At 68.9% G+C, this 13,837-nt stretch carries 13 protein-coding genes, 2 pseudogenes and 1 riboswitch; of the genes and pseudogenes, 9 read left to right on the top strand and 6 right to left on the bottom strand.

Annotated elements, in window-relative coordinates; genetic code table 11:
* The first annotated feature begins 79 nt into the window (after window positions 1-79).
* Window positions 80-187, top strand: a riboswitch (TPP riboswitch).
* The 4 genes from thiO to AVR91_RS40635 all read left to right on the top strand — a co-directional run bounded on the left by thiO (window position 181) and on the right by AVR91_RS40635 (window position 2,758).
* A complete protein-coding gene (gene thiO / locus AVR91_RS40650; RefSeq protein WP_063277736.1) occupies window positions 181-1,254 on the top strand; it encodes a glycine oxidase ThiO in 1,074 nt (357 codons plus the stop codon). It overlaps the preceding riboswitch by 7 nt.
* Window positions 1,254-1,454, top strand: a complete 201-nt coding sequence (gene thiS / locus AVR91_RS40645; protein ID WP_016337629.1) for a sulfur carrier protein ThiS — start codon at window positions 1,254-1,256, stop codon at window positions 1,452-1,454. Before thiO ends, thiS begins: the two co-directional genes overlap by 1 nt.
* Window position 1,455: 1 nt before the next feature.
* On the top strand, window positions 1,456-2,214 hold the full coding sequence (thiG, locus tag AVR91_RS40640; protein WP_063277735.1) for a thiazole synthase: 759 nt from the start codon (window positions 1,456-1,458) through the stop codon (window positions 2,212-2,214).
* A gap of 109 nt (window positions 2,215-2,323) precedes the next feature.
* Window positions 2,324-2,758 carry a MarR family winged helix-turn-helix transcriptional regulator gene (locus AVR91_RS40635; RefSeq protein ID WP_063277739.1) on the top strand — a complete coding sequence of 145 codons (435 nt, stop codon included), beginning with the start codon at window positions 2,324-2,326 and terminating at the stop codon, window positions 2,756-2,758.
* On the opposite strand, the gene AVR91_RS40630 is transcribed toward AVR91_RS40635, so the two are convergent.
* The 3 genes and pseudogenes from AVR91_RS40630 to AVR91_RS40620 form a co-directional block, all read right to left on the bottom strand.
* Window positions 2,736-3,533, bottom strand: a complete 798-nt coding sequence (locus AVR91_RS40630) for an ion transporter (protein WP_063277734.1) — start codon at window positions 3,531-3,533, stop codon at window positions 2,736-2,738. The two genes, AVR91_RS40635 and AVR91_RS40630, sit on opposite strands and share 23 nt — an antisense overlap.
* 26 nt (window positions 3,534-3,559) lie before the next feature.
* The gene (thiD, locus tag AVR91_RS40625; RefSeq protein WP_063277733.1) at window positions 3,560-4,390 is read right to left on the bottom strand and encodes a bifunctional hydroxymethylpyrimidine kinase/phosphomethylpyrimidine kinase; all 831 of its coding nucleotides are present in this window, start codon (window positions 4,388-4,390) and stop codon (window positions 3,560-3,562) included.
* A 23-nt stretch (window positions 4,391-4,413) separates the two neighbouring features.
* Window positions 4,414-5,335, bottom strand: a pseudogene (locus AVR91_RS40620) (NADP-dependent oxidoreductase).
* 88 nt (window positions 5,336-5,423) lie between these two features.
* Here AVR91_RS40620 and AVR91_RS40615 point away from each other — a divergent pair.
* Together AVR91_RS40615 and AVR91_RS40610 are read left to right on the top strand one after the other, a co-directional pair.
* On the top strand, window positions 5,424-5,822 hold the full coding sequence (locus tag AVR91_RS40615) for a winged helix-turn-helix transcriptional regulator (protein ID WP_172843557.1): 399 nt from the start codon (window positions 5,424-5,426) through the stop codon (window positions 5,820-5,822).
* A 95-nt stretch (window positions 5,823-5,917) separates the two neighbouring features.
* On the top strand, window positions 5,918-7,435 hold the full coding sequence (locus tag AVR91_RS40610) for an alkaline phosphatase family protein (protein WP_063277732.1): 1,518 nt from the start codon (window positions 5,918-5,920) through the stop codon (window positions 7,433-7,435).
* A gap of 63 nt (window positions 7,436-7,498) precedes the next feature.
* Here AVR91_RS40610 and thiD (AVR91_RS40605) read toward each other — a convergent pair whose 3' ends face one another.
* Together thiD (AVR91_RS40605) and thiC are read right to left on the bottom strand one after the other, a co-directional pair.
* A complete protein-coding gene (thiD, locus tag AVR91_RS40605; RefSeq protein WP_063277731.1) occupies window positions 7,499-8,317 on the bottom strand; it encodes a bifunctional hydroxymethylpyrimidine kinase/phosphomethylpyrimidine kinase in 819 nt (272 codons plus the stop codon).
* The gene (thiC, locus tag AVR91_RS40600; protein WP_016337620.1) at window positions 8,314-9,957 is read right to left on the bottom strand and encodes a phosphomethylpyrimidine synthase ThiC; all 1,644 of its coding nucleotides are present in this window, start codon (window positions 9,955-9,957) and stop codon (window positions 8,314-8,316) included. The genes thiD (AVR91_RS40605) and thiC overlap by 4 nt, the downstream gene beginning before the upstream one ends.
* 285 nt (window positions 9,958-10,242) lie before the next feature.
* Between thiC and AVR91_RS40595 the strand changes: the two genes are divergently transcribed.
* Window positions 10,243-12,411 carry a glycoside hydrolase family 15 protein gene (locus AVR91_RS40595; RefSeq protein ID WP_063277730.1) on the top strand — a complete coding sequence of 723 codons (2,169 nt, stop codon included), beginning with the start codon at window positions 10,243-10,245 and terminating at the stop codon, window positions 12,409-12,411.
* A 78-nt stretch (window positions 12,412-12,489) separates the two neighbouring features.
* On the opposite strand, the gene AVR91_RS40590 is transcribed toward AVR91_RS40595, so the two are convergent.
* Window positions 12,490-13,050, bottom strand: coding sequence for a peptide deformylase (locus AVR91_RS40590; RefSeq protein WP_063277729.1), 561 nt, complete (start codon window positions 13,048-13,050; stop codon window positions 12,490-12,492).
* Window positions 13,051-13,208: 158 nt separating this feature from the next.
* Between AVR91_RS40590 and AVR91_RS40585 the strand changes: the two genes are divergently transcribed.
* Window positions 13,209-13,520, top strand: coding sequence for a DUF3263 domain-containing protein (locus tag AVR91_RS40585; protein WP_005160574.1), 312 nt, complete (start codon window positions 13,209-13,211; stop codon window positions 13,518-13,520).
* Window positions 13,517-13,837: pseudogene (locus AVR91_RS44125) on the top strand (LytR C-terminal domain-containing protein); the annotation flags it as partial. The gene AVR91_RS40585 and the pseudogene AVR91_RS44125, both read left to right, overlap by 4 nt.

The raw sequence follows: 13,837 nt of genomic DNA, 5'->3' as shown, positions 1-13,837 counted from the left end.
GGGCGTCCGCGAGCCGGGCGCGGATCGGCGAACCAGACAGGGTGGGCATGGCGGCGACGGTACTCGCGCGCTACGGTGGGGTGGTCCGCACGGGAGCCCGAGGACGGGCTGAGAGGGAGCCGGGACCGCTCCGACCGTGGAACCTGATCCGGGTCATGCCGGCGCAGGGAGCGTGATCTCATGGCAGAACTTTCGGTTGTCGGCGGCGGGGTCATCGGCCTCTCGGTCGCTTGGCGCGCGTCCGCGCGCGGTCGTCGCGTCACCGTGTACGACCCGGATCCGGGACGAGGCGCGTCGTGGCTCGCGGGCGGCATGCTCGCGCCGGTCACCGAGGCCTGGCCCGGCGAGGAAGAAGTGCTCGCCCTCGGTGAGGCGTCGCTGCGGCGCTGGCCGGACTTCGCCCGTGACCTGGCCGAAGAGGGTGTCGATCCGGGCCTTTCCCCCCACGGCACGCTCGTCGTCGCGCTGGACAGCGCCGACGCGGGCAACCTCGAAATGCTCGCCGCGTACCTCACCGAACTCGGCCGCGAGGTCGAGCGGCTGACCGGCCGCGAAGCGCGCCGCGCCGAGCCCGGTCTCGCCGCAACAGTCCGAAGTGGACTCCTGGTGCCCGGGGATCTCGCCGTGGACAACAGAAAGCTGCTGCACGCGCTCAAACACGCGTGCGCCGTGCACGGCGTCGAGTTCCGCCACGAGACGGTCACCGAGCTCGAAGGCCTCGAAGGCGACGTCGTCCTCGCCGCGGGCGCTTGGACCGGGCGCCTGCACCCCGCGCTCGACGGCGCCGTCCGCCCGCTGAAGGGTGAGATCCTCCGCCTGCGGCCGCGACGGGGCTGCCTGCCGCCGCCGAAGCGGACCGTCCGCGCGATGGTCGAGGGCCGCCCGATCTACCTCGTCCCGCGCGACGACGGGCAGCTCGTGCTCGGCGCGACCCAGTACGAGGCCGGTTTCGACGAGACCGTCACCGTCCGAGGCGTGCGTGAGCTGCTCGAAGGCGCGGAGCGCGTCTTCCCGGGCCTGACCGAATACGAACTCGTCGAGACCGCAGCCGGGCTTCGCGCGGCGAGTGTCGACACAATGCCTTTCATCGGTGAGCTGGGCGAAGGTGTCTTCGCCGCGACAGGTCACCATCGCAACGGTCTCCTGATGGCCCCGGTCACCGCGGACGCCGCGGTCGCCTGGCTGGACGGACGGCCGTTGCCGGACGAGGTCGCGGCGGCCACGCCGTCGCGGCGAAGCGAGGAGCGGGTGTGATGGAGATCCAGGTCAACGGCCAGTGGCGCGAATTCCCCGACGGGACCACCGTCGAGGGTGTGCTGGAGGCGCTGGGCACGGCGACGCGGGGCGTCGCGGTCGCGGTGGACGGCGTGGTCGTCCGGCGGGGCGACTGGCCGGAATCGGTGGTGCGCAAGGGCGCCAGCGTCGACATCCTCACCGCTGTGCAAGGAGGCTGACATGAACGGTGACGAACTCGTCATCGGCGAGCACAAGCTCTCGTCGCGGCTGATCATCGGCACCGGCGGCGCGGGCAACCTCGCCGTGCTGGAACGCGCGCTGGTGGCGTCCGGAACGGAACTGACCACCGTCGCCATGCGCAAGGCCGACGCCGAAGGTGGCTCCGGCGTCCTCGAACTGCTTCGGCGGCTCGGTATCCGCCTGCTACCCAACACCGCCGGCTGCCGCACGGCCGCCGAAGCGGTCCTCACCGCGCAGCTCGCCCGCGAAGCGCTCGAAACCGACCTCATCAAGCTGGAGGTCCACGCCGACGACCGCACGCTGCTGCCGGACCCGTTCGAGACCCTCGAAGCGGCCGAACAGCTCGCCGCGGACGGCTTCACCGTGCTCGCGTACACCAACGACGACCCGGTGCTGGCGCTGCGGCTGGAGGAGGCGGGCTGTGCGGCGGTGATGCCGCTCGGCGCGCCCATCGGCACCGGTCTCGGCATCCGGAACCCGCACAACATCGAGCTGATCGTGTCGCGTGCGGGGGTCCCGGTGATCCTCGACGCCGGGATCGGCACGGCTTCCGACGCGACGCTGGCGATGGAGCTCGGCTGTGACGCCGTCCTGCTCTCCACCGCCGTGACCAGGGCCGCGGATCCGGAACGGATGGCGTCGGCGATGCGGGCCGCCGTCACCGCCGGGCGGCTGGCCGCCGGCGCGGGGCGGATCCCGCGGCGGTTCTGGGCGCACGCCTCCAGTCCTCCTCGATAACCCTTTTGTGCGGTTCACGGCCTTCACAGCGAGTACGCCCCCGAAGCCCGTATGGTTGACGGCACTTTCCGGAGGCGCACCCGCCGCCGTGTACCCAGAGGAGCCAGTGGTGACCACGTCAACGGTCCAGGACGTTTCGGGCAGGTTGTTCCTGGCGGTGGGCAGGCTGTCCCGGTCACTGCGCCAGGCGGGCGTGCCAGGGCCGGGCCACGGCGCCATCTCGGCGCTCGCCACCCTCGTGAACTACGGCCAGCTCCGCCTGGGTGATCTCGCGGCGAAGGAAGGCGTCGCTGCGGCCACCATGTCGAGGATCGTCGCTTCGCTGGTCGAAGCGGGCTACGTCAGCCGTGAATCGGACCCGATCGACAGGCGCGCCTGGCTCGCGGAGGCCACCGAAGAGGGCGAGAGGCTGGTTTCCGGCGTCCGGTCGACGCGGGTGAACGAACTCGGCAAACGCCTCGAACGGCTGACTCCGGAGCACCAGGCGGCCTTGGCGGCGGCTCTCCCCGCGCTCGAAGCGCTTATTGCCGACGAAGAGCGCTGACTTCCGCGCGAAGAGCGCGAAGCTCGTCGAGGATCTCCTTGTTCGCCTGAGCCTGGGTCTCGGCCTGCTTCGCCTCTTCCTCGCGGATGTCCTGGCGAAGCTCGTCCTCCATCCCGCTGACCACCACGGCGATGAAGAGGTTCAGCACCGCGAAGCTGGACACGAGGATGTAGGCGACGAAGAACACCCAGGCCATGGGTGCTTCCCGCATGATCTCCTTCGCGATGTCCGGCCACGCCTCGCCCGTCATCACCTGGAACAGGGTGAACAGCGAAGTGCCGAGGTCGCCGAAGTTCTCCGGTGAGATGGCGCCGAACAGCTTCGTCGCCACCACGCCCGCGACGAAGATGATCAGCGCGAGGAGCGCGGCGATGGAGGCCATCCCGGGGATCGACGCGAGCAGGCCGGTGACGACCTTCCGCATCGACGGCACGACCGAGATCAGCCGCAGCACCCGCAGGACCCGCAACGCCCGCAGCACCGCGAACGGGCCGGTCGTGGGGATCACCGCGATACCGACGACGACCAGGTCGAAGATGTTCCACGGGTCGCGGAAGAACTTCGCGCGGTAGGCGTAGAGCTTCGCACCGAGTTCGAGTACGAAGATCCCCAGCGCGAGGTAGTCGACCGTGTGCAGCAGCGACCCGTACTCGGCGACCATCCTGGTCGAGGTCTCCAGGCCGAGGGTGACGGCGTTGAAGACGATCACCGCGATGATGAAGTTCTGGAAGCGGCGGTCTTCGACGACCCTGGCCACCGTTTCGCGTCCCGTCACGGCGCAGATGGTAACCGTCCGTGTGCTCAGTGCTCCGGCGCAAGCCGCCAAAACGCCGAAACCGGACCGACCTTCGCGCCCATCGGATAGGCGTTTTCGACCGCGTGCGAGACGAACCACTTGCCGTACCGGGCGGCCTCCACGACGGACATCCCCTTCGCGAGACCGGCCGTCAGCGCCGACGCCATCGTGTCCCCGGCGCCGTGCGTGTGCTGCGTCGCGTACCGCTCGCCCGGCAGCTCGACGAACGTGGAGCCGTCGAAGAGCACATCGACGCATTCCGGGTCGGAGACGAGGTGCCCGCTCTTCACGAGCACGTACTTCGGCCCGAGCCGGTGCAGGACGACGGCCGCCTGGTGCATCTGCTCGCGGGTGGTCACGGTCATCCCGGTCAGCAGGCGGACCTCGTCGAGGTTCGGCGTGAGGACGGTCGCGCGCGGCAGGAGCTCGTCGCGCAGCGCCACCAGCCCGGCCTCGTCGAACAGCGGATGCCCGTGCATGGACGCCGCGACCGGGTCGACCACGAACGGCACCTTGCTGTCACGGCCGATCTCGGCCTTGTCGCACGCCGCGGCGACGGCGTGGATGATCTCGGCCGAAGCGAGCATGCCGGTCTTGGCCGCGTTGACGCCCATGTCGGCCGCGACCGCCTCGATCTGCCCGGCGACGATGCTCGCCGGGATGTCGGTGCGATCGTGCACGCCGAGGGTGTTCTGGACGGTCACGGCGGTGACCGCGACCAGGCCGTGCACCCCGCAGGTGAGGAACGTGCGCAGGTCCGCCTGCAGGCCGGCGGCGCCGCCGGAGTCGGACCCCGCGATGGTCAGCGCCGACGGCGGGCTCGGGTTCTCGCTCATGGGTTCATTTTCCACGCGCGTTCTCAGACGGTCAGGACGAGCTTCCCGGTGACCCTGCCGCCTTCGCCGACTTCGTGCGCCTTCGCGACGTCTTCGAGAGGGAAGGTCTGGTCGACGTGGACGCGTAGTTCGCCCTTCTCGACCAGCCCGGTCAGCGCCAGCAGGCCGAGCTGATCGGGTTCGGCGAGCATCCCCGACGTCCGCACGCCGAGCTGCTCCGCCTTCGCCACGACGGCCTCGCTCGGGCCGCCGGGGACCGCGATCAGCAGGCCGCCGGGTTTCACCGCGTCCAGCCAGCGCAGGTCGCTCTGCTCGCCGACCAGCCCGAACACGAGGTCCACGTCGGACACGGTCGCGGTCTCGTCGCGGTAGTCGATCGGCTCGTCGACACCGAGCTCGCGGAGGAACTCGTGCTTCCCCGCACTCGCCGTGCCCAGGACGTACGCCCCGCGCCTTCGCCACCTGGACGGCGAGGTGCCCGACACCGCCCGCGGCCGCGTCGATCAGCACGCGCTGCCCCGGCCGGACATCGGCGAGGTCCACCAGGCCCTGCCACGCGGTGAGCCCGGCGAGCGGCAGCCCGGCGGCCTGTTCGTGGGTGAGGCTCGCGGGTTTGCGCACGAACTGGCGGGCGGGCGCGGTCACGTATTCGCCGTAACCGCCCGCCTGCCTGGGAAACCACGGGAAGCCGAGTACCTCGTCGCCGACGGCGAAACGCGTCGTGCCGACGCCGAGCTCTTCCACGACCCCGGAGACGTCCCAGCCGAGGACGAACGGCGGCTCGCCCATGAAGACGCCGTGCGCCCGGGTCTTCCAGTCGACCGGGTTGATCCCGGCGGCGCGCACCCGCACGAGCACCTCTGTCGGGCCGGGGACGGGACGGCCGGTCTCGGTCACCTCCAGCACTTCCGGGCCACCAAACCGCTGCTGGGTCACGACGCGCATCGAAAGCTCCTCCGTTGTAGGTGCTTTCCATGCTCGGGCGCTTGGTTTCTTTTCGCTAGAAGGCACTTGAAGGTAAACTAGGTACCTGATGGAAACCACCTGTGAAGTGCCGGAATCCCCGTGGGACATCTACCTGCGGAACTGCCCGTGCCGAGACGTCCTCGATCTGCTCGCCAACAAATGGACCGCGCTGGTGCTCGGCGCGCTGTCGCGGCGGCCGCACCGGTTCGGTGAACTGCGCCGTGCCGTCGGGGGGATCAGCCAGAAGATGCTGACGCAGAACCTGCGTGCCTTCGAGCGCGACGGCCTGGTCACGCGCACGGTCTTCCCGACCACGCCGCCGACCGTCGAATACGCGCTGACCGAGCGCGGCGCGAGCGCGGGCACGCTGCTCATGGCGGTCAGCGAATGGTCGGTCGCCAACTTCGACGGGATCCTCGAGTCGCGGAAGGAGTACGACTCGCGGGTGATGGAGCCCGTCGGCTGAAGTCCTCCGCGGCGGCACGCGGACTTCATCGGGAAGACAGTTCGGCGCACTAACTTGACGAACAATTGGTTCGAACAAGTTATCTGGAGGCTTACGTGCGCAGAACGCTTTCCCTCCTCTCGGTCTTGGTGGCCGTCGCCGGGCTGACGTCCGGTGTCGCCGTCGCCGCGGCAAAAACGCCCAAGGTGCTGGTCATCGGCCTGGACGGCGCCCGGTTCGACAAGCTGATGGCCGCCGACACCCCGAACGTCCACGCCCTGGCGAATCGCGGGTACGTGTCGCGCAGTTCGTTGTACGGCAGCGGGATGGCGCCGACCGTCAGCGGCCCCGGCTGGTCCACGATCCTCACCGGCGTCTGGCCGGACAAGCACAAGGTGAAGGACAACTCCTTCACCGGCAACGATCTCGCCTCGCATCCGAGCTGGCTCGCGCGCGCCGAAACCGCGAACCCGGCGCTCGACACGTACGCGGCCGTCGACTGGACGCCGATCGGCGACCGGATCCTGCGCACCGGCCAGGACCGGAAATTCGTCCTGAACGGCGACAGCGCGGGCTATGAGAAGACCGACGAGCAGGTGGCCGTCGACGCGGAGAAGCATCTGAAGCAGGACAAGGCCGACGCGTCGTTCGTCTACTTCGGACAGACCGACATCGCCGGCCACGAGCACGGTGCGGACTCCTCGCAGTACGAAGCCAGCCTGCGCACCGACGACGCGCTGATCGGACGCCTGCTCGCCGCCGTCGACGCCAGGGCGGACCGCGCGAACGAAGACTGGCTGATCATGATCTCCTCGGACCACGGCCACACGCCGTCGGGTGGGCACGGTGGCGACACCCCCGAGGAGCGGATGACCTTCGTGATCGCCGCCGGTGGCGCCGTTCCGGCCGGAACCCCCGCCGCGGCACCGAAGATCGTCGACATCGCGCCGACGGTGCTGCGGCACCTCGGCATCACGGCTCCTGCGGTCTACGACGGCTACCCGCTGGGCGCCGCACCTTCGGACGTCTTCGACGCGGCGGCTCTGAAGCCCCGGCAGGACGAAACCGGTGTCCCGGCCGGAGTGCTCGGCTGGACGCATGACGCACCGGGCGGCTGGACGGTGCGCAACGCGTCCGGCATGCCCGCCGGTGTGACGGAATGGCAGGGCTGGGCCTTCACGACCGACGACTTCTGGACCCGCACCGCCCCCGGACAGCAGCGTGAGGCGAACGCGCGGGCACGTGGCGTCTTCGCGGTCGCGGACCCGGACGAGTGGGACGACAAGGGTTCGCCCTCCTCGCGCGGAACCTTCGACTCGTCCCTTGTGTCACCTTCGCTCGACGTCTCCGGAAAGTCCACTGTGGACGTCGCGTTCGTTTCGCACTACCGGCAGGAGGGAACGCAGCGGGGCGCGCTGACGGCCTCGTTCGACGGTGGGCCTGAGCAGAACGTGCTTGCGTACGGGCCGGAGTCCGGGACGGTGAACAAGGGTGGCGACGTGCTTTCGGTGCCGACGTCGGCTTCGGTGCGGGTGCCCGCCGGGGCTCGTTCGGTGAAGCTGACCTGGCGGCTCTACGCGGCTGGGAACGATTGGTACTGGGCGGTGGACGCTCCCCGCTTCACGATCCGGTAACGCGTGCAATGAAAGTGTCTTTCCTTGCAAAATTTGCAAGGAAAGACACTTTCATTGCACGCCTCAAGGGCTGGAGAGCCGCCAGAAGGGTGAAACGGGACCGACCCCGGCCCCCAGCGGATACGACTCCGCCACGCACCGCTCGATGAACCGCTTCCCCTCGGCGACGGCGGTCGGCACATCGGCCCCCTTCGCCAGTGAAGACGTGATCGCCGAAGCCATCGTGTCCCCGCCGCCGTGCGTGTTCCGGGTGTCGAAGCGCGGGCCGCTCAGCTCGACCCAGGATTCGCCGTCGGACAACAGGTCCACGCAGTCCTGGGCCGCGTCGAGGTGCCCGCCCTTCACCAGCACCCACTCGGAACCGAACTCCAGCAACGCTTCCGCCGCTTCCCGCTGGGTTGCGGGCCCGGTGACCTCCACGCCGGTCAGCAACCGCACCTCGTCCAGGTTCGGTGTGATCAGCGTGGCGCGCGGGAAGAGCTCGGTGCGGATCGCCTCCAAAGCCTCCTCGCGCAGCAACGCGTGCCCGGTCATCGAAGCGGCGACGGGGTCGACGACGAACGGTGTACCCGTGCGTCCGATGTGGACTTCGTCGAGCGTTTTGGCGACGGCGTTGGTGATCTCGGCCGTCGCCAGCATCCCGGTCTTCGCCGCGTCGACGCCCATGTCCGTGGCGACGGCCTTGATCTGCCCGGTGACGACGTCGACCGGGATCTCGCTGAAACCCTGCACGCCCAGCGAGTTCTGCACGGTGACCGCGGTCAGCGCGACCATCCCGTGCACCCCGTTGGCGAAGAAGGTGCGCAGATCGGCCTGGATGCCCGCACCACCACCGGAATCCGATCCGGCGATGGTGAGGGCCGTCCTGGGTGTGGCTGTCACGGATTGACCACCGGCAGGTACACCTTGTTGCCCTGCTCGGCGAACTCCGTCGACTTCTCCGACATACCGGCCTCGATGGCCTCCACAGTGGACAGTCCGTGTTCCTCGGCGTACTTGCGGACGTCCTGCGTGATGCGCATCGAGCAGAACTTCGGCCCGCACATCGAGCAGAAGTGCGCCGTCTTCGCCGGTTCCGCGGGCAGCGTCTCGTCGTGGTACGAACGCGCGGTGTCCGGGTCCAGCGACAGGTTGAACTGGTCGTTCCAGCGGAATTCGAAGCGGGCCTTGGACAGCTCGTCGTCCCACTCCTGCGCGTACTGGTGCCCCTTGGCGAGGTCGGCGGCGTGCGCGGCGATCTTGTAGGTGATGACGCCGGTCTTCACGTCGTCGCGGTTCGGCAGGCCGAGGTGCTCCTTCGGCGTGACGTAGCAGAGCATCGCCGTGCCGTACCAGCCGATCTGCGCCGCGCCGATCGCCGAGGTGATGTGGTCGTACGCCGGCGCGATGTCGGTCGCGAGCGGGCCGAGGGTGTAGAACGGCGCCTCGCCGGTCAGCTTCTCCTCGAGTTCGACGTTCTCCTTGATCTTGTGCATCGGCACGTGGCCGGGGCCCTCGATCATCACCTGGACGTCGTGCTCGCGGGCGATGTGCGTGAGCTCGCCCAGCGTCTCCAGCTCGGCGAACTGCGCGCGGTCGTTCGCGTCGGCGATCGAGCCCGGGCGCAGGCCGTCACCGAGGGAGAAGGTGACGTCGTACTCGCGCAGGATCTCGCAGAGCTCGGCGAAATTGGTGTACAGGAACGATTCCTTGTGGTGCGCGAGGCACCACGCCGCCATGATCGAGCCGCCGCGCGAGACGATGCCGGTGACCCGGCGCGCGGTCAGCGGGATGTAGCGCAGCAGCACCCCGGCGTGCACGGTGACGTAGTCGACACCCTGCTCGCACTGCTCGATGATGGTGTCGCGGTACACCTCCCACGAGAGCTTTTCGGGCTCACCGTTGACCTTTTCCAGCGCCTGGTAGATCGGCACGGTGCCGACCGGGACGGGCGAGTTGCGGATGATCCACTCGCGCGTCTCGTGGATCCGCTTGCCGGTGGAGAGGTCCATGATCGTGTCGGCGCCCCAGCGGGTGGCCCACACCATCTTGTCGACCTCTTCCTCCACGGAGGACCAGACGGCCGAGTTTCCCATGTTGGCGTTGATCTTCACCAGGAAGTTCTTGCCGATGATCATCGGCTCGGTCTCCGGGTGCTTGCGGTTGGCGGGGATCACCGCGCGGCCGCGCGCGACCTCGTCCCGTACGAATTCCGGCGAGCAGCGCTCGCGTGCCGCGATGTACTCCATCTCGCGGGTGATGACGCCCTGTTTGGCCCAGCCGAGCTGGGTGTTGTGCTCACGACCGTCGGCCCATCCGGCGCGCAGCCGATGGAGTCCACTGTGGACATCGATCTGCGCGTCGTCGTCGGTGTACGGGCCGGAGGTGTCGTAAACGTCGAAATGCTCGCCGTTCGAAAGGTCGATCCGCCGCGCGGGGACCCGGAGACCGGATTCCGTCTGGTGGTAGACCTTCCGGGATCCGGTGATCGGACCGGTGGTCACGGTCGGCTTGATGCCCTGGGCATTCTCAAGCGTCGTCAACGACGTTCACTCCCTACGCCGGCATTACCCGGTCAGGTTCATGCGGTCGGCGGCGCCGGGTCCCCTAGAAAGACTCCAGCCGCCCTCTCAGCCCGCCATGGCGCGAGCTCCCGCGGTTGTTTGGTTGTGCCCCGACCATGCCACGCCGGGGCCGGATCAATCAACCCGCCCTCGGTGGCGACTTGTCGACAGCGTTGGTGGTTCACCGGTTCGGGTCCTGTGCGCGCAGGGGATTCACGACAGAATTCCGGAGGTTCTGCACCGTTACAGAAGTCTGGGGTTGATATGCGAAAACTCGTGCTCCCGGCACTGGCAGGCGTGTTGATCGCGGGGCTGGTCCCAGCGGTCGCCCAGGCACAGGGTGGTGAGGCGCCAGGTGCGCCCGGCGTCCATCCGAGCTGGCTGCCTGCCGACAAGACCGGCTTCGGCACCGCCCGAGAACAGGTCAGCAACGTCTGGTTCACCCTGCAGGGCGGCCGGATGTCCGAGGTCTACTACCCGGATCTGTCCACGCCGGCCGTTCGCGCGCTCGACCTCGTCGTCACCGACGGGACGAGCTTCGCGACCGTCGATTCCTCGGCCAAGGCCCAGCAGGTGCGCCGCACCGGCGGCCTCACCTACGAACAGACCATCACCGACGACCGGCGCCGGTGGAAGCTCCGCAAGACCTACGTCACCGACCCGGCACGCGCGAGTGTGCTGATCGACGTCGACTTCGTTTCGCTGACCGGCCGCCCGTATCAGGTGTACGCGGTCGCGGATCCCGATCTCACCAACGAGGGCTCCGACGACTCCGCGCGCACCGACGGCGCGAACGCGGTCTCATCGGACGCTAAGACAGCGGCCGCGCTGGCGGCGGAACCGGCGTTCTCGCGGACCTCGGTGGGCTACGCGGGTTCGTCCGATGGCATCACCCAGCTGACGAAATCGTTCAGCCTCAAGGATTACGCGACCGCGGCCAAGGGCAACGTCCTGATCACCGGGCAGACCTCCGCCGACGGGGTCCGCTCGCGGGACTTCACGCTTTCGCTGGGCATGGGCGCCAAGGACGCCGACGCGCTCACCAACGCGAAAGCCTCGCTACGGCGCGGATTCGCCGACGCCGCACGCGCGTACGACCGGGGCTGGAAGCAGTACCTCCGTCGGCTGAAGGACGCGCCGTCGTCACTGAAGACCAAGCAGGAGCGGGACCTCTATCAGGCGTCCGTGCTCATGCTCGCGGCGAGCGAGGACAAGATCCACCGTGGCGCGCTCATCGCTTCGCCGAGCATGCCGTGGCGGTTCGGCAACAACGACCCGGAATGGTCGCCGTCGGGCACCTATCACCTGGTCTGGCCGCGTGATCTCTACCAGATCGCGACCGGGCTGCTCGCCGCCGGCGACCGCGACGCCGCGAACCGGTCGGTCGACTACATGTTCGGCACGCAGCAGCTGCCGGACGGGCATCTGCCGCAGAACAGCCACGTCGACGGCACGCCGTACTGGACGTCCATCCAGCTCGACGAGACCGCGCTGCCGATCGTGCTCGCGCAGCAGCTCGGCCGCACCGACGCGAAGACCTGGCGGGGTGTGCGCAAGGCGGCGGAATTCCTGTTGTCCTACAAGGCGGACAACGGACACACGTCGCCGTACAGCCAGCAGGAACGCTGGGAGGAGCAGGACGGCTACTCGCCCTCGACGATCGCCGCGGTGATCGCCGGGCTGGTCTGCGCGGCCGATCTCGCCAAGGCGAACGGCGCCGCCGCCGACGCGAAGCGCTATCTCGACACCGCCGACGCCTTCAAGGCGAAACTCGCCCAGTGGACGGTGACCACGAACGGCCCGCTGTCGAAGGACCCGTACTTCGTCCGGCTGACCAAGGACGGGAACGCGAACAACGGCACGAAGTACAACCTCGGCAACTCCAGCGTGACCATGGACCAGCGTGCCGTGACCGACGCCGGATTCCTCGAACTGGTGAGGCTGGGCATCCACCGCGCCGACGATCCGGTGATCAGGAACAGCATCAAGGTCACCGACGCCGACATCGCGTTCACCACCCCGACGGGGCAGTTCTGGCACCGCTACACGAAGGACGGATACGGCGAGAAGGCCGACGGCTCGCCGTGGGACTACACGTTCCCGGCCGAAAGCCGGACCACCTTCGGGCGACTGTGGCCGCTGCTCGCGGGTGAACGCGGCGAGTACGACCTCGCCAATGGTGACCGGGGTACGGCCGCGAAGCGCCTTCGCGACCTCGGGCGCGTCAGCAGTTCGGGGGACACGATGCCGGAGCAGGTCTGGGACGAGAACGCGCCTTCGGGGCAGCCGGGCTTCCCGGCGGGCACGCCGACCGCGTCCGCGACGCCGCTGGCCTGGACGCACGCCCAGTACCTCCGGCTCGCGTGGTCGGTGGAGGCCGGGAAGGTGATCGAGCAGCCGAGGGTCGTGCGGTGCCACTTCCTGGGGTGCTGACCCTCGCGTGAACGCAATGAACGGTCCGTTCCTTGCAANNACGGACCGTTCATAGCACGCGGGGCGGCGGTGAGAGGGTCAGTCGGTCTGAGCCTCGGGCAACCACGAGTTGCCCGGAACGCCCCATTTGTTCGACTTGAGCATCTTCTTCGCCGCCCGGGCGTGCCGCCCGACCAGCCGGTCGAGGTAGATGAAGCCGTCCAGGTGGTCGGTCTCGTGCTGCAGGCAGCGCGCGAGGTAGCCGGTGCCTTCGACCTCGATCGGATTGCCGTCGACGTCGAAGCCGGTGACCTTCGCCCACGAAGCGCGGCCGGTCGGGTACGACTCGCCGGGCGCCGACAGGCAGCCCTCCCAGTCGTCGTCCGGATCCGGCATCGTCTCCGGGATCTCCGACGTCTCGAGCTTCGGGTTCACCACGACGCCCTTGTGGCGCGTGCCCTCGTCGTCGGGGCAGTCGTAGACGAACACGCGCAGGTCGAGGCCGATCTGGTTGGCCGCGAGGCCCACCCCTTCGGCGGCGTACATGGTCTCGAACATGTCGTCGACGAGGGTGCGCAGCTTGTCGTCGAACTCGGTGATCTCCCGAGTCGGGTTGTGCAGCACGGGCTCGCCGGCGATCACGATGGGATGGACGGTCACGCGCGCAGTTTAGTCGGACCCTTCTGGTACACCCTTACCCGTGACGCGCCGATGCCGTTACCGAGGCCGGGCGCCGCATCCGTGGTCTAATGGCGCCGCGGAATGACAAGCCTGTGGTTTCACGCCCGCCGAGCACTGACCTGATTGCGAGGAGTCGGATGGACGCCGCGGAGTCGATGGCTGAGCCCGACCAGCCGTCCCCGTCGGAGACCGTGAACGGCCTCAGCGAGCGCGAGCTCGACATGCTCGCGTTCGAACGTCAGTGGTGGAAGTACGCCGGCGCGAAGGAACAGGCCATCCGCGAACGCTTCTCGATGTCGTCGACGCGCTACTACCAATTGCTGAACCGGCTGCTCGAGAAGACCGAAGCCATGCAGGCCGACCCGATGCTGGTGAAGCGCCTGCGAAAGACGCGAGCGGCCCGGCAGCGCAATCGCGCGGCCCGGCGACTGGGGATCGATCTCTCATGAGTCTGTTTTCGGGCCTGTCCCGGCCGATGAAGGCCGCCGGACTGGCCTTGGTCGGTGTCGCCGTGATCGCCGCCGTGATCGGCGGGATCACCCTGACCAGTGGCGGCGGTGACTCCGACACCGCGACGCCGCCCGGCCCCACGCCCACGTCTTCGGACGGCGCGACGCAGCCTTCGTCCCCGGCGCCCGGTTCGCCTTCGGCCAGCACGCCGCCCGCGTCGTCGTCGGCGCCGCCGTCGAGCGCGCCCGCGAGCTCGGCCCCTCCGGCGAGCCAGCCGGGGCAGACCGGTCAGCCGGGCCAGCCCGGTGGCGATCAG

It is taken from the genome of Amycolatopsis keratiniphila subsp. keratiniphila, from assembly GCF_001620365.2.
GTDB lineage: Bacteria > Actinomycetota > Actinomycetes > Mycobacteriales > Pseudonocardiaceae > Amycolatopsis > Amycolatopsis keratiniphila.
This window is presented reverse-complemented; position numbering and strand designations above follow the sequence as displayed.